Annotated in this window: 22 protein-coding genes and 1 riboswitch; of the genes, 20 read left to right on the forward strand and 2 right to left on the reverse strand. The window is 73.8% G+C overall.

Annotation, left to right across the window (positions count from 1 at the left end):
- Window positions 1-41: 41 nt before the first annotated feature.
- The 9 genes from mihF to ABD086_RS12140 all read left to right on the forward strand — a co-directional run bounded on the left by mihF (window position 42) and on the right by ABD086_RS12140 (window position 8,732).
- Window positions 42-362 carry an integration host factor, actinobacterial type gene (mihF, locus tag ABD086_RS12100; protein WP_343907783.1) on the forward strand — a complete coding sequence of 107 codons (321 nt, stop codon included), beginning with the start codon at window positions 42-44 and terminating at the stop codon, window positions 360-362.
- Window positions 355-939 carry a guanylate kinase gene (gene gmk, locus ABD086_RS12105; RefSeq protein ID WP_343907784.1) on the forward strand — a complete coding sequence of 195 codons (585 nt, stop codon included), beginning with the start codon at window positions 355-357 and terminating at the stop codon, window positions 937-939. Before mihF ends, gmk begins: the two co-directional genes overlap by 8 nt.
- Window positions 940-948: 9 nt before the next feature.
- On the forward strand, window positions 949-1,272 hold the full coding sequence (gene rpoZ, locus ABD086_RS12110) for a DNA-directed RNA polymerase subunit omega (protein ID WP_343907785.1): 324 nt from the start codon (window positions 949-951) through the stop codon (window positions 1,270-1,272).
- Between the two features lie 16 nt (window positions 1,273-1,288).
- The gene (gene coaBC, locus ABD086_RS12115; protein WP_343907828.1) at window positions 1,289-2,503 is read left to right on the forward strand and encodes a bifunctional phosphopantothenoylcysteine decarboxylase/phosphopantothenate--cysteine ligase CoaBC; all 1,215 of its coding nucleotides are present in this window, start codon (window positions 1,289-1,291) and stop codon (window positions 2,501-2,503) included.
- Between the two features lie 9 nt (window positions 2,504-2,512).
- A complete protein-coding gene (gene metK, locus ABD086_RS12120; protein ID WP_343907786.1) occupies window positions 2,513-3,703 on the forward strand; it encodes a methionine adenosyltransferase in 1,191 nt (396 codons plus the stop codon).
- 35 nt (window positions 3,704-3,738) lie between these two features.
- Entirely contained in the window at window positions 3,739-5,772 is a 2,034-nt protein-coding gene (locus ABD086_RS12125; protein ID WP_343907787.1) for a primosomal protein N', read from the forward strand.
- Window positions 5,773-5,793: 21 nt separating this feature from the next.
- Entirely contained in the window at window positions 5,794-6,339 is a 546-nt protein-coding gene (gene def, locus ABD086_RS12130; RefSeq protein ID WP_343907788.1) for a peptide deformylase, read from the forward strand.
- Between the two features lie 7 nt (window positions 6,340-6,346).
- On the forward strand, window positions 6,347-7,282 hold the full coding sequence (gene fmt / locus ABD086_RS12135) for a methionyl-tRNA formyltransferase (protein WP_343907789.1): 936 nt from the start codon (window positions 6,347-6,349) through the stop codon (window positions 7,280-7,282).
- Window positions 7,283-7,358: 76 nt separating this feature from the next.
- Window positions 7,359-8,732, forward strand: coding sequence for an RsmB/NOP family class I SAM-dependent RNA methyltransferase (locus tag ABD086_RS12140; protein ID WP_343907790.1), 1,374 nt, complete (start codon window positions 7,359-7,361; stop codon window positions 8,730-8,732).
- Between the two features lie 43 nt (window positions 8,733-8,775).
- Here ABD086_RS12140 and ABD086_RS12145 read toward each other — a convergent pair whose 3' ends face one another.
- On the reverse strand, window positions 8,776-9,516 hold the full coding sequence (locus ABD086_RS12145; RefSeq protein ID WP_343907791.1) for an AAA family ATPase: 741 nt from the start codon (window positions 9,514-9,516) through the stop codon (window positions 8,776-8,778).
- A 113-nt stretch (window positions 9,517-9,629) separates the two neighbouring features.
- Here ABD086_RS12145 and ligD point away from each other — a divergent pair, with 113 nt between their 5' ends.
- From ligD to ABD086_RS12200, 11 genes are all read left to right on the forward strand, one after another.
- Window positions 9,630-10,589, forward strand: a complete 960-nt coding sequence (gene ligD / locus ABD086_RS12150; RefSeq protein WP_343907792.1) for a non-homologous end-joining DNA ligase — start codon at window positions 9,630-9,632, stop codon at window positions 10,587-10,589.
- A gap of 162 nt (window positions 10,590-10,751) precedes the next feature.
- On the forward strand, window positions 10,752-12,344 hold the full coding sequence (locus ABD086_RS12155; protein ID WP_343907793.1) for a RecQ family ATP-dependent DNA helicase: 1,593 nt from the start codon (window positions 10,752-10,754) through the stop codon (window positions 12,342-12,344).
- 6 nt (window positions 12,345-12,350) lie between these two features.
- Window positions 12,351-13,016 carry a ribulose-phosphate 3-epimerase gene (rpe, locus tag ABD086_RS12160; protein ID WP_343907794.1) on the forward strand — a complete coding sequence of 222 codons (666 nt, stop codon included), beginning with the start codon at window positions 12,351-12,353 and terminating at the stop codon, window positions 13,014-13,016.
- Between the two features lie 81 nt (window positions 13,017-13,097).
- Window positions 13,098-13,227: riboswitch (FMN riboswitch) on the forward strand.
- Window positions 13,228-13,303: 76 nt separating this feature from the next.
- Window positions 13,304-14,338, forward strand: coding sequence for a bifunctional diaminohydroxyphosphoribosylaminopyrimidine deaminase/5-amino-6-(5-phosphoribosylamino)uracil reductase RibD (ribD, locus tag ABD086_RS12165; RefSeq protein ID WP_343907795.1), 1,035 nt, complete (start codon window positions 13,304-13,306; stop codon window positions 14,336-14,338).
- Entirely contained in the window at window positions 14,339-14,944 is a 606-nt protein-coding gene (locus ABD086_RS12170; RefSeq protein ID WP_343907796.1) for a riboflavin synthase, read from the forward strand. It abuts the gene before it with no gap.
- Entirely contained in the window at window positions 14,941-15,654 is a 714-nt protein-coding gene (locus tag ABD086_RS12175) for a nicotinamide mononucleotide transporter family protein (RefSeq protein ID WP_343907797.1), read from the forward strand. The genes ABD086_RS12170 and ABD086_RS12175 overlap by 4 nt, the downstream gene beginning before the upstream one ends.
- On the forward strand, window positions 15,651-16,922 hold the full coding sequence (locus ABD086_RS12180; RefSeq protein ID WP_343907798.1) for a bifunctional 3,4-dihydroxy-2-butanone-4-phosphate synthase/GTP cyclohydrolase II: 1,272 nt from the start codon (window positions 15,651-15,653) through the stop codon (window positions 16,920-16,922). The genes ABD086_RS12175 and ABD086_RS12180 overlap by 4 nt, the downstream gene beginning before the upstream one ends.
- Window position 16,923: 1 nt before the next feature.
- Window positions 16,924-17,409 carry a 6,7-dimethyl-8-ribityllumazine synthase gene (gene ribH / locus ABD086_RS12185; RefSeq protein ID WP_343907799.1) on the forward strand — a complete coding sequence of 162 codons (486 nt, stop codon included), beginning with the start codon at window positions 16,924-16,926 and terminating at the stop codon, window positions 17,407-17,409.
- A gap of 11 nt (window positions 17,410-17,420) precedes the next feature.
- The gene (locus ABD086_RS12190) at window positions 17,421-17,684 is read left to right on the forward strand and encodes a phosphoribosyl-ATP diphosphatase (RefSeq protein ID WP_343907800.1); all 264 of its coding nucleotides are present in this window, start codon (window positions 17,421-17,423) and stop codon (window positions 17,682-17,684) included.
- Window positions 17,685-17,708: 24 nt separating this feature from the next.
- The gene (hisG, locus tag ABD086_RS12195) at window positions 17,709-18,557 is read left to right on the forward strand and encodes an ATP phosphoribosyltransferase (protein WP_343907801.1); all 849 of its coding nucleotides are present in this window, start codon (window positions 17,709-17,711) and stop codon (window positions 18,555-18,557) included.
- Window positions 18,557-19,018: a PH domain-containing protein gene (locus ABD086_RS12200; RefSeq protein WP_343907802.1), complete on the forward strand. Its 462-nt coding sequence runs from the start codon at window positions 18,557-18,559 to the stop codon at window positions 19,016-19,018. Before hisG ends, ABD086_RS12200 begins: the two co-directional genes overlap by 1 nt.
- A 17-nt stretch (window positions 19,019-19,035) precedes the next feature.
- Here the strand turns inward: ABD086_RS12200 and ABD086_RS12205 are convergent, their stop codons facing one another.
- Window positions 19,036-19,944, reverse strand: a complete 909-nt coding sequence (locus ABD086_RS12205; protein WP_343907803.1) for an aldose 1-epimerase family protein — start codon at window positions 19,942-19,944, stop codon at window positions 19,036-19,038.
- Window positions 19,945-19,946 lie beyond the last annotated feature (2 nt).

Consider the following 19,946-nt stretch of genomic DNA (forward strand, 5'->3'; position numbering starts at 1 on the left):
GTTCCGGCCGACCGCGACCTCACCTGAAGAAGGATCTGCCCGTGGCTCTGCCCCCGCTCACGCCCGAACAGCGCCAGGCGGCACTCGAGAAGGCCGCCGCCTCCCGCCGGGAGCGGGCCGAGGTGAAGAACCGGCTCAAGAACTCCGGAGCGTCGATCGTCGACGTCCTCGAGGAGGGCCAGCGCAACGAGGTGATCGGCAAGATGCGGGTCGTCGACCTGCTGCAGTCGATGCCGGGCCTGGGCAAGGTCCGCGCCCGCCAGCTGATGGAGCGGCTCGGCATCGCCGAGAGCCGCCGGGTCCGGGGCCTGGGCGCCAAGCAGGTCGCGGCGCTCGAGAAGGAGTTCGCCGCGCGTGACTGACGCGCATGAGCGTCGTTCCCGTCTCGTCGTCCTCGCGGGCCCCACTGCGGTCGGCAAGGGCACCGTCGCCGCCGAGGTGCGGCGCAGCCACCCCGAGGTCTGGATCTCGGTGTCCGCGACGACCCGCAAGCCCCGCCCGGGCGAGGAGAACGGCGTCCACTACTGGTTCGTCTCCGACGAGGAGTTCGACCGGATGATCGCCGAGGGCGACCTGCTGGAGTGGGCGGTCGTGCACCAGGCGGCCCGGTACGGCACGCCGCGCCAGCCCGTCGACCTCGCGCTGGCGTCGGGACGCCCGGCGATGCTCGAGATCGACCTCCAGGGCGCCCGCCAGGTCCGCGAGACGATGCCCGACGCGCTGTTCGTGTTCCTCAAGCCGCCGTCGTGGGAGGAGCTGGTCCGTCGACTGGTCGGCCGCGGCACCGAGAGCGCCGAGGAGCGCGAGCGCCGGCTGGTGACCGCGCGCGAGGAGCTGGCCGCCGAGACCGAGTTCGACGTGACGATCGTCAACCACGAAGTTCATGCTGCCGCGGAGCAGTTGGTAGCCTTGATGACGCATTCCCCAACAGATCTGTGAGGCAACAGCGTGTCCGGACCCACCATCGCCGCTGAGGGTGTCACCAACCCCTCGATCGACGACCTGCTGACCAAGACCGACAGCAAGTACAAGCTGGTCCTCTACAGCGCCAAGCGAGCCCGCCAGATCAACGCGTACTACTCCCAGCTCGGCGAGGGCCTGCTGGAGTACGTCGGCCCGCTCGTCGACACCCACGTCCAGGAGAAGCCCCTGTCGATCGCGCTCCGCGAGATCAACGAGGACCTGCTGACCTGCGAGGACATCGACCCCGCCGAGCTCGCCGCCGAGGAGGCCGCCACCCAGGCCGCCGCCGCGGACGCCGGCGACGCCTGAGCCGGAAGGCCCACCCCTGACCAGGGTCGTCCTCGGTGTCGCGGGCGGCATCGCGGCGTACAAGGCCTGCGAGCTGCTCCGGCTGTTCACCGAGTCCGGCCACGACGTGACCGTCGTGCCGACCGCGGCCGCGCTGGAGTTCGTCGGCGCGCCCACCTGGTCGGCGCTGTCGGGCAAGCCGGTCGCCACCGACGTGTGGACCGACGTGCACGAGGTGCCGCACGTCCGGATCGGCCAGTCGGCGGACCTGGTGGTCGTCGCCCCGGCGACGGCCGACGTGCTCGCGAAGGCGGCGCACGGCCTGGCCGACGACCTGCTCACCAACACCCTGCTCACCGCGCGCTGCCCGGTGGTCTTCGCCCCGGCGATGCACACCGAGATGTGGGAGCACCCGGCCACCCAGGCGAACGTCGCGACCCTGCGCGAGCGCGGCGCGGTCGTGATCGAGCCCGCGGAGGGCCGGCTCACCGGCAAGGACACCGGCAAGGGCCGGCTGCCCGAGCCGGCCGAGATCTTCGACGCCTGCCGCGAGCTCCTCGCGAGGGGGACGGCGGAGCGCGACCTCGCCGGGCGGCACGTCGTCGTGTCCGCGGGTGGCACCCGCGAGTACCTCGACCCGGTCCGCTTCCTCGGCAACCGCTCGTCCGGCCTCCAGGGCTACGCGCTGGCCCGCGCCGCCGCGGCCCGGGGCGCCGAGGTGACGCTGGTCGCGGCCAACTCCACGCTGCCGGACCCCGCCGGGGTGAAGGTGGTCCGCGTGGAGACGACCGGCCAGCTCCGCGACGAGGTCCTCGCCGCGGCCGCCTCGGCCGACGCGGTGGTGATGGCCGCCGCGCCCGCGGACTTCCGCCCGGTCGACCCCAGCGGCACCAAGATCAAGAAGGCGGCCGACGGCTCGGCGCCGGCGATCGCCCTCACCCAGAACCCCGACATCCTGCACGAGCTGAGCACCGACCGGGCCCGCCCCGGGCAGGTGGTCGTGGGCTTCGCGGCGGAGACCGGTGACGACACCGGGTCGGTGCTGGACCTCGCGGTGGCCAAGCTGGCCCGCAAGGGCTGCGACCTGCTGGTCGTCAACGACGTGAGCGGGGGAGCGGTCTTCGGCAGCCCCGAGAACGAGGCCGTCATCCTGGGCGCCGACGGCGCGACCGTCGAGGTACCGCGCGGCTCGAAGAGCGCGCTCGCCCACGTGATCTGGGATGAAGTAACACGGCGACTTCCCTCTGGTTAGGGTGTCCGCATGAGCGGACGCCTCTTCACCTCGGAGTCAGTCACCGAGGGCCACCCCGACAAGATCGCGGACCAGATCAGCGACTCCGTGCTCGACGCGATGCTCGAGCAGGACCCGCACAGCCGGGTCGCCGTCGAGACGCTGCTGACGACCGGTCTGGTGGTGGTCGCCGGCGAGGTCACCACCACCGGGTACGTCGACGTCAAGGACATCGTCCGCAAGCGCATCGTCGACATCGGCTACGACTCCTCGGTCAAGGGCTTCGACGGCCACTCCTGCGGCGTGATGGTCGCGATCGGCGGCCAGTCCGGTGACATCGCCCAGGGCGTCGACAGCGGCCACGAGAGCCGCACCGGCTCCGTCGACGCGATGGACAAGCAGGGCGCCGGCGACCAGGGCCTGATGTTCGGCTACGCCTGCGACGACACCGACGTGCTGATGCCGCTGCCGATCGTGATCGCGCAGCGCCTCGCCGAGCAGCTCACCGCGGTCCGCAAGGACGGCACGCTGCCCTACCTCCGGCCGGACGGGAAGACCCAGGTCACCATCGAGTACGACGACGACAACCGGCCGGTCCGGGTCGACACCGTCGTGCTGTCCTCCCAGCACGACGAGGACACCGAGCTGGGCACCCTCGAGTCCGACGTCAAGAAGCACGTCATCGACCCGGTGCTCGCCAGCTTCAACCTGCCCTCCGAGGGCTACCGCCTGCTGGTCAACCCGACCGGACGCTTCGTGGTCGGCGGCCCGATGGGCGACGCCGGGCTCACCGGCCGCAAGATCATCGTCGACACCTACGGCGGCATGGCCCGCCACGGCGGCGGCGCCTTCTCGGGCAAGGACCCGTCGAAGGTCGACCGCTCCGCGGCGTACGCCATGCGGTGGGTCGCGAAGAACGTCGTCGCCGCGGGCCTGGCCCGCCGGTGCGAGGTCCAGGTCGCCTACGCCATCGGCAAGGCCCAGCCGGTCGGCGTCTTCGTCGAGACCTTCGGCACCGGCACGGTCGCCGACGCGCAGATCCAGCAGGCGGTGCTCGACGTCTTCGACCTCCGGCCGGCGGCGATCATCCGCGACCTCGACCTGCTGCGCCCGATCTACGCCAAGACCGCGGCGTACGGCCACTTCGGCCGCGAGCTCCCCGAGTTCACCTGGGAGCGCACCGACCGCGCCGAGGCGCTCAAGGCGGCCGCCGGCCGCTGACCCCGGCGTCGGGAGGCGCTGGTAGAACTGCGCCCATGACCGACCCCGAGCAGGCTCAGCCCGAGCTCCTGCCCGGGCTGGTGCGGGCGCAGGTCAAGGCCTCCCAGGCCAGGGCCCGCGAGACGCGGGCCCGCAAGGCCGCGGAGGCCGAGCCCGCGACCGTCGACCCGGTCGCACGGGTGCTCGTCGACGTCCCGCTCGCCCACCTCGACCGCACCTTCGACTACGCGGTGCCGGCGGCGATGGCCGACGCCGCCGTGCCCGGCGCGCGGGTCAAGGTCCGCTTCGCCGGCCAGGACGTCGACGGGTACGTGCTGGAGCGGGCCGCCACCTCCGACCATCCCGGGCGGCTGGCGCCGCTGCGCCGCGCGGTCAGCGCCGAGCCGGTCCTCGCGCCCGAGGTGGCCGCGCTGGCCGGCGAGCTCGCGCGCCGGTACGCCGGCACCCGCTCCGACGTCCTCCGCCTGGCGATCCCCGCTCGGCACGCCACCACGGAGAAGCGCCCGTCGCCTCCGGTGGATGAGGGACCGCCGTACGACGCCTCGGCGGCCGAGGCCGCCTGGGCCGGGCACGAGCCGGGGGCGGCGTACCTGCGCCACCTCGCCGAGGGCGGGAGCCCGCGCGCCGTGTGGGCCGCCGCGCCCGCCACGGACTGGGCGCTGCTGCTCGCCCACGCCGTCGCAGCGACCGCGGCCTCCGGCCGTGGCGCGCTCGTCTGCGTGCCCGACGGCAAGGACGTCGCGCGCGTCGACGCCGCGCTCACGGCGGTCCTCGGCCCCGACCGGCACGTGGCCCTGACCGCCGACGTCGGACCGGCCCGCCGGTACGCCGACTTCCTCGCGGTCCGCCGGGGCGCGCGGCGGATCGTGGTCGGCACCCGCGCCGCGGCGTTCGCGCCCGTGCACGACCTCGGGCTGGTCGTGGTCTGGGACGACGGCGACGACCTGCACGCCGAGCCGCGCGCGCCGTACCCCCACACCCGCGAGACGCTGCTGCTGCGCGCCGAGCGCGAAGGGGCCGCAGCCCTGGTGGGGGGCTTCGTGCGGACCGTCGAGGGGGAGTACCTCCTGCGCACCGGGTGGGCGCACGAGCTCGCCGCCGACCGCGCGTCCCGCCGTGCCGTGACGGTCACGGTCGTCGACGAGGGCGACGCCCGCAGCCGTGGAGGCCGGATCCCGCACGACGTCCACGTGCTGGTGCGCGACGCGCTCGCCGCCGGCCCCGTGCTGGTGCAGACCCCGCGGCTCGGCTACGTCAACGCGCTGGCCTGCGAGCGCTGCCGCACACCCGCCCGCTGCCCGGCCTGCACCGGCCCGCTCGCGCTCACCGGGCCGACCACGCCGCCGTCGTGTCGCTGGTGCGGCACCGCTGCCGACCGCTGGGCCTGCCCCGAGTGCGGCCACCGCGGGCTGCGCGCGCCCGTGCTCGGCGACGCGCGCACCGCCGAGGAGCTCGGCCGGTCGCTGCCCGGGACCACGGTCCGCACCAGCTCCGGCGAGCGGGTGCTCGCCACGGTCGGCGCGGCGCCCCAGGTCGTCGTCGCCACGCCGGGCGCGGAGCCGGTCGCCGAGGGCGGCTACGCCGCCGTCGTCCTCCTCGACACCTGGCTGCTGCTCTCCCGCATCGACCTGCGCGCGGAGGAGGAGGCCCTGCGCCGCTGGGCGAACGCGGCCGCCCTGGCCCGTCCCGGCGGCCGGGTCGCGGCGGTGGGGGACCCGGCCCACCCCGCGCTGCAGGCGCTCGTGCGCTGGGACCCGGCCGGCTTCGCGGCCCGCGAGACCACCCAGCGGATGGAGGCGCACCTGCCGCCGGCCAGCCGGCTGGCGACGATCACCGGCGAGCCGGGCGCGGTCGACGACGCGGTGACCCTGCTCGACGCGCCCCCCGGGGCCGAGGTGCTGGGGCCGGTGGAGGTCGGCCCCCCCGACGACCAGGAGAGCCGGGTGGTCGTCCGGGTGCCCCGTGCCCACGGCGCCGGGCTGTCGGCGGCCCTGCTGGAGCTCCAGCGGGTGCGGTCCAGCCGCAAGCTGGACGCCGTCCGGATCCAGGTCGACCCGCCGACCCTGTGAGCGCCTCCCTAGACTGACCGCGTGGCCATCCAGCCGATCCGCCTGTTCGGAGACCCGATCCTGCGCAAGCCCGCCCTCGAGGTCGTCGACTTCGACAAGGAGCTGCGCAGGCTCGTCGAGGACCTCACCGACACCATGCTCGACGCGCCGGGCGCGGGCCTCGCCGCGCCGCAGATCGGCGTGGGCGTGCGGGCGTTCACGTGGTACGTCGACGGCGAGGTCGGCCACCTGATCAACCCGCGGCTGGACCTCTCCGAGGAGCTGCAGGACGGCCCGGAGGGCTGCCTGTCCATCCCCGACCTGACCTTCGACTGCAAGCGCGCCCTGTCGGTCGTGGCCCGCGGCTTCAACATGTACGGCGACCCCGTGGTCGTCGAAGGCTCCGAGCTGCTGGCCCGGGCGATCCAGCACGAGACCGACCACCTCGACGGCGTCCTGTTCATCGACCGGCTCGACACCGACGCCCGCAAGGCCGCGATGAAGGCGATCCGCGAGGCCGCGTGGTTCGGGCTCGAGCAGCCGGCCGTGAAGGTCTCGCCGCACCCGACCTTCGGCCGCGCGCTGTGATGTCCTGATGCGGCTCGTCTTCGCCGGCACCCCCGAGGTGGCCGTGCCGTCCCTCGACGCCGTCGCCGCGTCCGGCCACGAGCTGGTCGGCGTGGTGACCCGTCCCGACGCGCCCGCCGGCCGCGGCCGCCGGCTGACGGCGAGCCCGGTGGCGCAGCGCGCCGAGGAGCTCGGCGTCCCGGTCCTCAAGCCGGAGCACCCCCGGGACCCGGACTTCCAAAGGGAGCTGCGGGCGCTCGCGCCGGACTGCTGCCCGGTGGTGGCCTACGGCGCCCTGCTGCCGCAGTCGGCGCTCGACATCCCGCCGTACGGCTGGGTGAACCTGCACTTCTCCGCGCTGCCGCACTGGCGCGGCGCCGCGCCGGTGCAGCACGCGATCTGGGCGGGCGACGAGGTGACCGGCGCGACCACCTTCCGCATCGTCAAGGAGCTGGACGCCGGGCCGACGTTCGGCGTGATGACCGAGCGGATCCGGCCCACCGACACCGCCGGCGACCTCCTCGCCCGGCTGGCCGAGGGCGGCGCGGGGCTGCTGGTCGCGACGCTCGACGGCATCGCCGACGGCTCGCTGGAGGCCCGGCCCCAGCAGGCCGAGGGCGTCTCGTACGCGCCGAAGGTCGAGGTCGAGGACGCGCGGATCGACTGGAGCCTGCCCGCGGTCGCCATCGACCGGCAGGTGCGGGCCTGCACACCCGCACCCGGCGCGTGGACGACGTACGGCGGCGAGCGGCTCAAGCTCGGCCCGGTCACGATCATCGACGGGGCGCTGCCGGCCGGCGAGCTCGCCGTCGGGAAGCACGACGTGGTGGTGGGCACCGGCACCTCCGCCGTCCGCCTCGGCGACGTCCGGGCGGTCGGCAAGAAGCAGATGCCCGCGGCCGACTGGGCGCGCGGCGTGCGGGTCGCGTCGGGGTCCACTCTGGGGGACAGCGGTGAAAGATGATGCCGCTGTCGATACGGTCCTCGCATGAGTGGGTGGGGACGGGACGGATCTCGGGGATCGAGGAAGCAACTCGCGGATGACTGACGTCCCGGTCCGCCGCGTGGCCCGACCCGGCGTCGACCCCGTGCGCCTGGCCGCCCTCGAGGTCCTCAAGTCGGTGCGCGTCGACGACGCCTACACGAACCTGGTGCTGCCCTCGGTGCTGCGGCAGTTCGGCCTCACCGGCCGCGACGCCGCGTTCGCCACCGAGCTCGCGTCCGGCACCATCCGACGCCGCGGGACCTACGACGCGATCCTCGGTGCGTGCATCGACCGACCGCTCAGCAAGGTCGAGGCGAAGGTGCTCGACGCGCTGCGCCTGGGGTCCCACCAGCTGCTGTCGATGCGGGTCCCGTCGCACGCCGCGATCAGCACCACCGTGGACCTGGTCCGCGCGAAGGGCAGCTCGGGCGCCGGCGGGTTCGCGAACGCCGTGCTGCGCCGGGTCTCCCAGCAGGACCTGGAGGGCTGGCTGACCCAGGTGGCCCCCGACCCGCGGGTGTCCCCGACCCGCTACGCCTCGATCGCGTACAGCCACCCCCGCTGGATCGTCGACGAGCTGCGCTCCGCCGTCGGCGCCGACGAGCTGTTCGCCCTGCTGGCCGCCGACAACGAGCCGCCCCGGGTCACGCTGGTCGCCCGGCCCGGGCGCAGCACGCGCGACGAGCTGCCGGGCGAGCCGACGCCGTACTCGCCGTACGGCGTCGTGCTGCCGAGCGGCGACCCGGGCGAGGTCGCCGCGGTGGCGCAGGGCCGCGCCGGCGTCCAGGACGAGGGCTCGCAGCTGGTCGCGATGGCCCTGGCCGCCGCGACGGTCGAGGGCCGCGACGAGCGGTGGCTCGATCTGTGCGCCGGGCCTGGCGGCAAGGCCGCGCTGCTGGCCGCCCTGGCCACCGAGCGGGGCGCCGCGCTCGTGGCCTCGGAGCGGCAGGAGCACCGCGCCGGCCTGGTGCGGCGGGCGCTGCGCGGCGCCGGCGGGGTCGCGGGGATCGTGACCGCGGACGGCACGGTGCCGCCGTACCGGTCCGCGTCCTTCGACCGGGTCCTCGTCGACGCCCCGTGCACCGGCCTCGGTGCGCTGCGCCGCCGCCCGGAGGCGCGGTGGCGCCGTCGCGCCGACGACCTGCTCGGCCTGGTGCTGCTCCAGCGACGCCTGGTGTCCGCCGCGCTCGACCTGGTCCGGCCCGGGGGGGTCGTGCTCTACGCCACCTGCTCGCCGGTTCTCTCCGAGACCCGCGGTGTGGTCGGGTCGGTGCTCGAGACCCGCCGCGACGTCGTCCTGGAGGACGCCGGGCCGCTGCTGCCGGGCGTCCCGGACTGCGCCGGCCCGGTGCCGGGCACGATCCAGCTCTGGCCGCACCGGCACGGCACCGACGCGATGTTCCTGGCCCTGCTCCGCCGCACCGCCTGACGGTCGAGTCGAGACTTCTCGCCACTCGAGTCGAGAGTTCCGGTCAGTCGAGTACGTGCCGCAGGTAGCGACCCGGGGCGTCGAGGTAGGCCTTCCAGTGCTGCACCAGCTCCAGCTCCTCCCACGTCGTACGCCGCAGCCCCCACTCGCCCACCTCGAGGATCGTGGCGCCGGGCATCGCCGCCAGCACGGGGGAGTGCGTCGCGCAGAGCACCTGGCCGCCCGCCTCGACGACCCGGCCCAGGGCGCCGACCAGGGCCAGCGTCGACGAGAACGACAGCGCCGCCTCCGGCTCGTCCAGGCAGTAGAAGCCGGGGGAGTCGAACCGGGTGCGCAGCACCTCGAGGAACGACTCGCCGTGGCTCATCTCGTGGTAGTCCGGGTCCGGCGGCCGGCCCGGTGGCAGGTCACGGCCGCTCTCCTCGAAGTAGGTGTACCAGCCGTGCATGGTCTCGGCCCGCAGGAAGAAGCCCCACCGGGACGCCGCGAGCCCGCGCTGGAGGCGGAGCGCCCCGCCGAGCGGCGACTCGCTCACCCGCGTCGAGTGGTGGCTCTGCACGGACCCGCCCTCGGGCGACAGCCCGAACGCCTCGGCCACCGCCTCGACGATCGTGGACTTGCCCGAGCCGTTCTCGCCGACCAGGAACGTCACGAACGGCGACAGCTCCAGCCCGTCGCGCGCGAGCTGGGCGACCGCGGGGATGGTCATCGGCCACTCGCCGTCGGGCAGGGCGCGCTCGCGCTCCACCCACACCCGGACCACCGGCGGCTGGTCGAAGTCCACGTCCGAACCGTACGTCCAGGCACCCCTGGAGGAGCCCGCCGGACAAGACGGGCGAACGCGAGCGGGCGGCGCGTAGCCGCGCGGATTGTCCGGCGGGCTCCTAGATTGGGGCCATGGCCTCGAAGTCCCCGTCGGTCGAGATCGAGGTCGACGATCGGGTCGTGCGGCTGACCAACCCGGACCGGGTCTACTTCCCGGAGTCCGGCGCGACGAAGCTGGACCTGGTCGAGTACTACCTCGCCGTCGGCCCCGGCATCGTCAACGCGCTGTTCGAGCGGCCGTGCATGCTGCACCGGTTCCCGAAGGGGCTGGCCGGCGAGAAGGTGCACCAGAAGCGGCTGCCCGCCGGCGCCCCGCCGTGGGTCGAGACCGTGCGCCTGTACTTCCCGCGCTGGGGCCGGACCGCCGACGAGCTGTGCGTCACCGAGCTCGCCTCGGTGATCTGGGCGGTGCAGATGTCGACCGTCGAGTTCCACCCGTGGAACAGCCGCCGCCCGGACACCGAGCTCCCCGACGAGTGGCGCATCGACCTCGACCCCGGGCCGCTCTGCGACTTCGACACCGTCCGCCGGGTCGCCCACGTCGCCCACGAGGTCCTCGACGAGCTCGGCGCGGTCGGCTACCCGAAGACCAGCGGCAGCAAGGGCATGCACGTCTACGTCCGGATCAAGCCGGAGCACGGCTTCAAGGACGTACGCCGGGCGGCGCTGGCCTTCGCCCGCGAGGTCGAGCGCCGGTCGCCCGACGTCACCACGACGTGGTGGAAGAAGGACCGGGACCCGCACCAGCTGTTCGTCGACTACAACCAGAACGCCCGGGACCACACGATCGCGGCGGCGTACTCCGTCCGCGGGCTGCCCGACGCGCGCGTGTCCACCCCGATCCGGTGGGACGAGGTCGACGACGTCGACCCGCGGGACCTCACGATGTTCACTGTCCCCGCCCGGTTCGCCGAGCTCGGCGACCTGCACGCCGACATCGACGACCACCCCTTCGACATCGCCCCGCTGCTGGACTGGGCCGAGCGCGACGAGGCGCAGGGCTCGGAGCCCCCCGCCGACCCCGACGACTGAGGGACGCCGTGGCGGTTTCCCCGGCCCACCGGGGAAACCTGACGTTCTCGGCCGAAACTTCACCCCAGAACGTCAGGGATCGGCCCAGAGGTCCGGGCCGCGCGCGAGCCGTTCACCCGCTCGGGCGGGTCTGGCGCACCCGGTCAGGGGGAACCCATCGCCGTGAGCACCCGCACCGGCCTCGTCCGCACCGTCCGCGACACCGCGAAGCAGGCCTTCGGGCACGCGTCCCTGCTGCCCGGACAGGCGGAGGCGACCGCAGCGCTGCTCGACGGTCACGACGTCCTGCTGATCGCCCCGACCGGGTCCGGGAAGTCGCTGGTCTACCAGCTCGCCGGCCTGCTGATCGACGGCCCCACCGTCGTGGTGTCACCGCTGCTCGCCCTCCAGCAGGACCAGATCGAGAGCATCGAGGCCTCGGGCGCCGGGGTGCGGGCGGGCCGGATCAGCTCGGCGGAGTCCGAGGCGGCCCGCCGGGAGGTGCTGGCGGCAGCGGCCGACGGCTCGCTCGAGTTCCTGTTCCTGGCGCCCGAGCAGCTCGCGAACCCGGACGTCCGCCACCAGGTCGCCGAGCTGCGCCCCAGCCTGGTGGCGGTCGACGAGGCCCACTGCGTGTCGGCGTGGGGGCACGACTTCCGGCCCGACTACTTCCGCCTCGGCGACCTGCTCGAGGAGCTCGGCCGACCGCGGGTCGTCGCGATGACCGCGACCGCGGCACCGCCGGTGCGCGAGGAGGTGCTCGCCCGGCTCTGCCTGGCCGACTCCGAGACGATCGTGACCGGCTTCGAGCGCGCGAACCTCGCGCTCTCCGTCGTGCGGCACGCGGACGCCGCCGGCCAGCGTGCGGCCGTCCTCGACGCGGCCGCCGACGCCGAGGGGTCGGGCATCGTCTACTGCCGCACCCGGCCGGCGGCGGAGGAGTACGCCGCCGCGCTGCTCGAGCGTGGCCGTCGGGCCACGGTGTACCACGCCGGCCTCGGCCACCGGCGCCGCTCGGCGACGCAGGAGGCGTTCATGACGGGGAAGGAGGACGTCGTCGTCGCGACCTCGGCGTTCGGGATGGGGATCGACAAGCCGGACGTCCGCTGGGTGCTGCACGCGCAGGCGCCCGAGTCCCTCGACACCTACTACCAGGAGGTCGGCCGCGCGGGGCGCGACGGCGAGCCGGCGACGGGCACGCTCCACTACCGGCCGGAGGACCTGGGCCTGGGCCGGTTCTTCAGCGCGGGCGTGCCGAAGCGGGCCGACGTCGAGGCGGTCGTCACGGCCGCGGCCGACGTCGGCGACGAGCCCCGCGCCGTCGCCGAGGCCGCCGGCTTCGGGCCACGCAAGGCCGGCCGGATCCTGAACCTGCTGGAGCTGGTCCGGCAGTCCCGCCCCGACGCCGAGCCCGTCGACGGCGTCCTCGAGCTCGCCGAGGCGCACCGCAACCTCGAGCGGTCCCGCGTCGAGATGGTGCGCGCGTACGCCGAGACCGCCCGCTGCCGCGCGGAGTTCCTCGTCGGCTACTTCGGCGAGCGCCTCGAACGCCGGTGCGGCGCGTGCGACACGTGCCGCGCGGGCACGGCCGCCGACCCGGTCGACTCGGCCGGCGCGCCGTACGTCGTCCAGGGCCGGGTCCGCCACCAGGAGTTCGGCCCGGGCGTCGTCACCGACGTCGAGGAGGACCGCCTGACCGTGCTGTTCGACCAGGTGGGCTACCGCACGCTCTCCCTCGAGCTCGTCGAGGACGGCCTCCTGCACGCCCTAGACTGACCGCCCGTGGGCCACATCCAGATCACGCCGAGCATCCTCAACGCCGACTTCGCCCGCCTGGGCGAGGAGGTCGGGCGGATCGGGAGCGCCGACTGGGTGCACGTGGACGTCATGGACAACCACTTCGTGCCGAACCTGACCTTCGGCCCCACGATGGTCGAGGCGCTGGCCCGCAGCACCGACGTCCCCCTCGACGCGCACCTGATGATCGAGGACGCCGACCGCAACGCGCTGGCGTACGTCGAGGCCGGTGCGCGGTCGGTGACCTTCCACGTCGAGGCCGCCAAGGCGCCGGTCCGGCTGGCCCGCGAGATCCGTGCGCACGGCGCCCGCGCCGCGATGGCCCTCAAACCCGCCACGCCGGTCGACCCCTACGAGGACCTGCTGCCCGAGCTCGACATGCTCCTGGTGATGACCGTCGAGCCCGGCTTCGGCGGCCAGAAGTTCCTGGACCTGTGCCTGCCCAAGATCCGCCGCGCCCGCGAGCTGATGAACAAGCACGGCGTCGAGACCTGGCTCCAGGTCGACGGCGGCGTCTCGCTGGACACCATCGAGCGCTGCGCCGAGGCCGGCGCCGACGTGTTCGTCGCCGGCTCCGCGGTCTACTCCGCCGACGACCCCGACCGGATGGTCGCCGAGCTCCGCGCCCGCGCGGAGGCGGCTCGCGGCTGACCGCCGAAGCCGCGGTGTGACCCGCCCCACGGAGTCGGGCGCCGGTCCTTGTGGCAGACTCGTCGCGACGAGCTACCAAGCTCGCGTGCTCTGGGGTCGGTGAAATTCCGAGCCGGCGGTAACAGTCCGCGACCCGGTCGCAGCCAGCGATCGGTTGACCAGGTGGAACTCCTGGACCGACGGTCAAAGTCCGGATGGGAAGCGCACGCAGGTGTCCTCACGTACGTCGTACGTGGGTGACCCGTCCAGCCCCGGAGTCCGCGACCGGACCGGAGGGGCAGGACGACATGGCATTCAGCGCAGCCGAGCAGGCCGCGATGCGCCGCGCCCTCGAGCTCGCCGCGACGCCGGGCGTCCCGCTCGGCCCGAACCCGCGTGTCGGCTGCGTGCTCCTCGACGAGCACGGCGCCACGATCGCCACGGGGTACCACCGCGGTGCCGGCACCCCGCACGCCGAGGCGGACGCGCTCACGAACGCCGGCGACCGGGCGCGGGGCGCGACCGCCGTCGTCACCCTCGAGCCGTGCAACCACCACGGCCGCACCGGCCCGTGCGCGGAGGCGCTCGTCGAGGCCGGCGTACGACGGGTGGTGTTCGCCGAGCCGGACCCGAACCCCGAGGCGTCCGGCGGCGCCGCCACCCTGCGCGCCGCCGGCGTCGACGTCGAGGCGGGGCTTTTTGCGGCCGAGTCCGGTCTCCTGAACCGCTTCTGGGCCTTCGGCCTCGCCCACGGCCGCCCGTTCGTCACCTGGAAGTTCGCCACCACGCTCGACGGCCGCAGCGCCGCCGCCGACGGCACCAGCCGCTGGGTCAGCTCACCCGCCGCTCGCCACGACACGCACCGGCTGCGGGCGCTCTGCGACGTGATGCTCGTCGGCACCAACACCATCGCCGTCGACGACCCGCTGCTCACCGTCCGCGACGAGCACGACCTCCCGCTCGCGCACCAGCCGCTACGCGTGGTGATGGGGGAGCGGGACCTCGACCCCGGGCGCCGGGTCTTCAACGACGACGCCGCGAGCCTGCACCTGCGCACCCGCGACCCGAAGTTCGCGCTGGTCGAGCTGTTCGACCTCGGCCGCCGGCACGTGTTCCTCGAGGGCGGACCCACCCTCGCGGCGGCGTTCCTGCGGGCGGGCCTGGTCGACGAGATCGTCGCGTACGTCGCGCCGATGCTGCTCGGCGCCGGCCGGTCGGCGGTCGCCGACCTCGGAATCACCACCATCGCCGACGCGTTCCGTCCCCGCGTCACCGACATCACCGTGCTCGAGGGGGACGCACCGAACGTGCGCCTGACCCTCGCGCCTGGAGAGGACCGATAGATGTTCACCGGAATCGTCGAGGAGCTCGGCACCGTCGCCGCGGTCGAGGACCAGGGCGACGCGATCCGCCTCAGCATCCGCGCCACCACCGTGCTCGAGGACGCCGGCCTCGGCGACTCGATCGCGGTCAACGGCTGCTGCCTGACCGTCGCGACCCTGGACGGCGACACCTGGACCGCGGACGTGATGCAGGAGACCCTCGACAAGACCAGCCTGTACGGCGTGCGCCCCGGCGACACCGTGAACCTCGAGCGGGCGGTCACCGCGGACAAGCGGCTGGGCGGCCACATCGTCCAGGGCCACGTCGACGGCGTCGGCACCGTCGTGAGCCGGACCCCCAGCGAGCACTGGGAGGTCGTCGAGATCGCCATGCCGACCGCGCTCGCCCGCTACCTCGTCGACAAGGGCTCGATCACCGTGGACGGCGTCAGCCTCACGGTGGTCGAGGCCGACGACGACCGGTTCACGGTCAGCCTCATCCCCGAGACCCTCGCCCGCACCACCCTCGGCACCCGGCAGCCCGGGGACCGCGTCAACCTCGAGGTCGACGTGATCGCCAAGTACGTCGAGCGCCTGCTGCCGTTCACGAGCAAGGAGAGCGCATGAGCTTCCTCTCCTCGCTGTACGACGCCCACCTGACCATCGCGGGCCACCCGATCACCTGGCGCGAGATCCTCGGCAACGCCTTCGGCTTCGCCTCCGCGGTCGGCGGCCTGCGCCGCCGGGTGTGGGCCTGGCCGGTCGGCATCGTCGGCAACGTGCTGCTGTTCACGGTGTTCATCGCCGCGACCTTCGACGCCCAGGCCCAGCAGCCGCTGTTCGGCCAGGCCGGCCGGCAGGTGTTCTTCATCGTGACCAGCGTCTACGGCTGGTACCGCTGGAACGAGCAGAAGCGCCTGCACCAGCAGCAGGACGGCGGGGGAGACGCGCCCGCGATCGTGCCCCGCTGGGCCACCGCCCGGGAGCGGGTCGCGTACCTGCTCACCGCGGCGGCCGCCGTCCTCGTCGCGCAGTGGGCGTTCAGCATCGTCGGCGCCGGCTGGCCGGCGCCGCGCTGGTACTACTGGTGCGACGCCTGGATCTTCGTGGGCTCGATGCTCGCGACCTACGCGATGGCCCGCGGCTGGAACGACTTCTGGCTGGCCTGGATCGCGGTCGACCTGGTCGGCGTGCCGCTGCTGTGGCACTCCGGCTACTACCCGTCGGCGATCCTCTACGTGTTCTACGGCGCCCTGTGCGTCGCCGGCTTCGTCACCTGGTGGCGGGCCACGCGGGCCGCGAGCGCGGACCCGGTACCCGAAGGAGTGGCCGCATGAGTGAGAAGGTCCGGCTCGACACCGTCGAGCGAGCGATCGCCGACATCGCCGCGGGCAGGGCGGTGGTCGTCGTCGACGACGAGGACCGCGAGAACGAGGGCGACATCATCTTCGCCGCCAGCAAGGCGACGCCGGAGCTGATGGCGTTCACGATCCGCTACAGCAGCGGCGTGATCTGCGTGCCGATGCCCGCGGACATGCTGGACCGCCTCGAGATCCCGCTGATGACGCCGCACAACAAGGACCGGCTGCGCACGGCGTACACGATCTCGGTCGACGCGCGCGACGGCGTCACGACCGGCATCTCCGCCGCCGACCGCGCGCACACCGTGCGCACGCTCGCCGACTCCGCCACCGAGCCGTGGGAGATCACCCGGCCCGGCCACGTCTTCCCGCTGCGCTACCGCGAGGGCGGCGTGCTGGTCCGTCGCGGCCACACCGAGGCGGCGGTCGACCTCGCGACGCTCGCGGGGCTGACCCCGGCCGGCGTGCTGGTCGAGGTGGTGAACGACGACGGCACCATGAAGCGCGGACCGGAGCTGCGCGCGTTCGCGGACGAGCACGGCCTGGCGATGATCTCGATCGACGACCTGGTGCGGTACCGCCGGCGGCACGAGAACCTCGTCGAGCGGGTCGCCGAGACCCGGTTGCCGACCAAGTTCGGCGACTTCACGGCGTACGGCTACCGGATCACCGTCGACGACTCCGAGCACATCGCGCTCGTGTACGGCGACGTGTCCGGCCCGGACCCGGTGCTGACCCGGGTGCACTCGGAGTGCCTGACCGGCGACGTGTTCGGCAGCCACCGCTGTGACTGCGGCCCCCAGCTCGAGGAGGCCCTGCAGCGCGTCGTCGACGAGGGCCGCGGCGTGGTGATCTACCTGCGCGGCCACGAGGGCCGGGGCATCGGCCTGGTCGCCAAGCTGCAGGCCTACCAGCTCCAGGACGGCGGCCGCGACACCGTGGACGCCAACCTCGACCTCGGGCTGCCCGCGGACGCGCGTCACTACGGAACCGCCACCCAGGTGCTGCGCGACCTCGGCGTGCGCAGCGTGCGGCTGATGACGAACAATCCCGACAAGGTCGAGAACCTCGAGGACTTCGGCATCCACGTCGCCGCGCGGGTGCCCCTCACCCCGCACCCCAACGACCACAACATCGCCTACCTGCTGACCAAGCGCGACCGGATGGGGCACGACCTGCCCCACCTGTCCGCGAACGAGCACGTGCCAGAGCACGTGCCGGACCACGTGAAGGACGGAGCCTGACATGGCCGGAGACGGATCCCCGGAGCCCGAGACCTTCGACGCGAGCGGCCTGCGGGTCGCCGTCGTCGCCGCGAGCTGGCACACCCAGGTCATCGACGGCCTGCTCGGCGGCGCCCAGCGCGCGTTCGGGGACTTCGGCGTGCGCGACGCCCGCGTCGTACGGGTGCCCGGCACCTTCGAGCTGCCCGTGGTGGCGTCCGCGCTCGCGGGGCAGGGGTACGACGTCGTCGTCGCCCTCGGCGTCGTGATCCGCGGCGGCACCCCGCACTTCGAGTACGTCTGCAACGCCGCCACCGACGGCCTCACCCGGGTCGCGCTCGACCACACGGTCGCGGTCGGCTTCGGCGTGCTCACCTGCGACAACGACGCGCAGGCGCTCGACCGCGCCGGCCTGCCGCACTCCCGCGAGGACAAGGGCTACGAGGCGACCGCCGCGGCCCTGCTCACCGCCCGGACCCTGCGCGAGCTGGCCGGCGGCACGCCGTAGGCTGGTCGACCGTGAAGACGTTCGACGAGCTCTGGACCGAGCTGAGCGAGAAGGCCCGGTCCCGCCCCGAGGGATCCGGCACCGTGCGTCAGCTCGACGCCGGTGTGCATGCCTGCGGGAAGAAGCTGGTCGAGGAGGCCGCGGAGTCCTGGATGGCCGCCGAGCACGAGGGCGCCGACCGCGCCGCCGAGGAGATCAGCCAGCTGCTCTACCACGCCCAGGTGCTGATGCTGGCGACCGGCATCGAGCTCGACGACGTCTACGCACACCTCTGAGACCGGATTGGATTTCTGGCAGCCATGTCCCTGCTCCGCATCGCGGTCCCGAACAAGGGGTCGCTGTCCCAGTCCGCGTCCGACATCCTGCGCGAGTCCGGCTACCGGCAGCGCGACGACGCCAAGCAGCTGACGCTCACCGACACCGAGAACGGCGTCGAGTTCTTCTACCTGCGTCCGCGCGACATCGCCCTGTACGTGGGTGAGGGCACCCTCGACGTCGGCATCACCGGCCGCGACCTGCTCAAGGACTCCGGCGCCAAGGCCGAGGAGGTGATGGGCCTGGGGTTCGGCCGCAGCCGGTTCCGGTTCGCCGGACCGCGCGGCGTCTTCACCGACCTCACCCAGCTCGCCGGCCAGCGGATCGCCACGTCGTACGTCGGCATCGTGCGGTCGTTCCTCGAGGAGCGCGGCATCGACGCCACGGTGACCCGTCTCGACGGTGCCGTCGAGACCAGCATCCAGCTCGGCGTCGCCGACGCGATCGCCGACGTCGTCGAGACCGGCGGCACGCTGCGGCAGGCGGGTCTGGAGGTCTTCGGCGAGACCATCCTGGAGTCCGAGGGGGTGCTGATCACCCGGTCCGGCGCGGTCCCGGACGGGTTCGAGGTCTTCAAGCGGCGGGTCGAGGGCGTCCTCGTCGCGCGCAGCTACGTGATGATGGACTACGACATCCCGACCGACCGGGTCACCGACGCGGTGCGCCTCACGCCCGGCATCGAAAGCCCCACGGTCGCGCCGCTGCATCGCGAGGGCTGGTCGGCGGTGCGCGCGATGGTTCCGCGCGACGGCGCCCAGCGGCTGATGGACGAGCTGTTCGACATCGGCGCCCGCGGCATCCTGCTCACCGACATCCACGCCTGCCGGCTCTGATGTCGTCCGCGTCGCCCGCGCCCGTCCAGCTCCCGCGCACCTGGCGGCCCTTCGGCGTCCGCCTGGCCGGCAGCGTGCTCGGCGTCGGCCTCCTCGTGGTCTGCGCGCTCGCCTGGATCGGCTTCGACGAGGAGACCCAGGCGCGGTTCACGACGTTCCAGCGGCTCACGCTGTTCGTCGTCGGCCTGCTCGCGTTCCTGCTGTGGTTCGCGCTGGTGCGCTCGCGCGTGGTCGCCGAGGACCAGCGCCTGGTCGTCGTGAACGGCTACCGCCGCCGGGAGTACGCCTGGCCCCAGGTCCTCGCCGTGCACCTCCCGCCCGGCGCCCCGTGGGTGACCCTCGACCTCGCCGACGGCACCACCGTCGCCGCCATGGGCATCCAGGGCTCCGACGGCAGCCGCGCCAAGCAGGCGGTCCGCGAGCTGCGGTCGGTCATCGACCGGCAGACGCAGTCGGGCTGACGGTCTCGTCGGACCCGTCAGACGACCCGGATCCCCCAGGACGCCGAGAAGTCCGCGCCGGGTTCCAGTACGGTGAGGTCCTCGCCGGTACGGAACGCGTCGGCCTGCGCCGTCATCGGCTCGACCGCCAGCGACCGCCGCGCCGTGCCCGGGACGTCGTCGGCGCTGAAGACCTGCAGCCAGCGGTGCGACTCGTCGACCCACAGCGCCACCGCGTCTCCGGACGCCGGGTCGCGCACCACCACCGTGGCCACGCCCGACCCGTCCCGCTCCAGGTCGGTGAACGCGTCGTTGAACCCGACGTCCGTGACCGGCCGCGCGATCCGGAAGTCGTACGGCGTGCCGGTCACGTCCTCGCGCCCGGCCGGCAGCAGCCGGTCGTCGACCAGGGACCGGGTCGCGGCGGGCAGCGTGAGCTCCCACCCGTCCACGGGGCCGGGGCCGACCGACAGGTACGGGTGGGCACCGCTCGCGTACGGCGCGGGGGAGCCGGCCAGGTTGGTCGCGGACTGCGTCACGGTCAGGCCGTCGGCCGAGAGGTCGTAGACCACGCTCAGGTCGAGCGTCCACGGGTAGCCGGTCTGTGCCATCAGCCGGTAGGTCAGCGCCACGGAGCTCGGGGTGTGCTCCTCCAGCGTCCACGCGACCCAGCGCACGAGCCCGTGCGACGCGTTGCGCAGCGCCGGCTCGGTGAGCGGCAGCTGCAGGTCGTGCCCGCCGAAGGAGTACGCGCCGTCCCCGATCCGGTTCGGCCACGGCATCAGCAGCTGGCCGCGCCCACCGGGCGACATCTCGTCCGCGCCGAACCCGTCGACCAGGTCGCGCCCGTCGTGCTGGAGCACCCGCAGCGCGCCGCCGCTCTCGGTGACGACCGCCCGGTAGCCGTCGGCGCTGATCTCGTACTGGTCTCCACTGGGCGCGAGCATGG

This window comes from Nocardioides aquiterrae (assembly GCF_039526625.1).
GTDB lineage: Bacteria > Actinomycetota > Actinomycetes > Propionibacteriales > Nocardioidaceae > Nocardioides > Nocardioides aquiterrae.

Bases quoted from the DNA above. Each gene is read 5' to 3' on its own strand.
- metK (WP_343907786.1), top strand. From the start codon at position 2,513: ATGAGCGGACGCCTCTTCACCTCGGAGTCAGTCACCGAGGGCCACCCC.
- ABD086_RS12125 (WP_343907787.1), top strand. From the start codon at position 3,739: ATGACCGACCCCGAGCAGGCTCAGCCCGAGCTCCTGCCCGGGCTGGTG.
- fmt (WP_343907789.1), top strand. From the start codon at position 6,347: ATGCGGCTCGTCTTCGCCGGCACCCCCGAGGTGGCCGTGCCGTCCCTC.
- ABD086_RS12140 (WP_343907790.1), top strand. From the start codon at position 7,359: ATGACTGACGTCCCGGTCCGCCGCGTGGCCCGACCCGGCGTCGACCCC.
- ligD (WP_343907792.1), top strand. From the start codon at position 9,630: ATGGCCTCGAAGTCCCCGTCGGTCGAGATCGAGGTCGACGATCGGGTC.
- ribD (WP_343907795.1), top strand. From the start codon at position 13,304: ATGGCATTCAGCGCAGCCGAGCAGGCCGCGATGCGCCGCGCCCTCGAG.
- ABD086_RS12170 (WP_343907796.1), top strand. From the start codon at position 14,339: ATGTTCACCGGAATCGTCGAGGAGCTCGGCACCGTCGCCGCGGTCGAG.
- ABD086_RS12175 (WP_343907797.1), top strand. From the start codon at position 14,941: ATGAGCTTCCTCTCCTCGCTGTACGACGCCCACCTGACCATCGCGGGC.
- ABD086_RS12180 (WP_343907798.1), top strand. From the start codon at position 15,651: ATGAGTGAGAAGGTCCGGCTCGACACCGTCGAGCGAGCGATCGCCGAC.
- ribH (WP_343907799.1), top strand. From the start codon at position 16,924: ATGGCCGGAGACGGATCCCCGGAGCCCGAGACCTTCGACGCGAGCGGC.
- hisG (WP_343907801.1), top strand. From the start codon at position 17,709: ATGTCCCTGCTCCGCATCGCGGTCCCGAACAAGGGGTCGCTGTCCCAG.
- ABD086_RS12200 (WP_343907802.1), top strand. From the start codon at position 18,557: ATGTCGTCCGCGTCGCCCGCGCCCGTCCAGCTCCCGCGCACCTGGCGG.
- ABD086_RS12205 (WP_343907803.1), bottom strand. From the start codon at position 19,944: ATGCTCGCGCCCAGTGGAGACCAGTACGAGATCAGCGCCGACGGCTAC.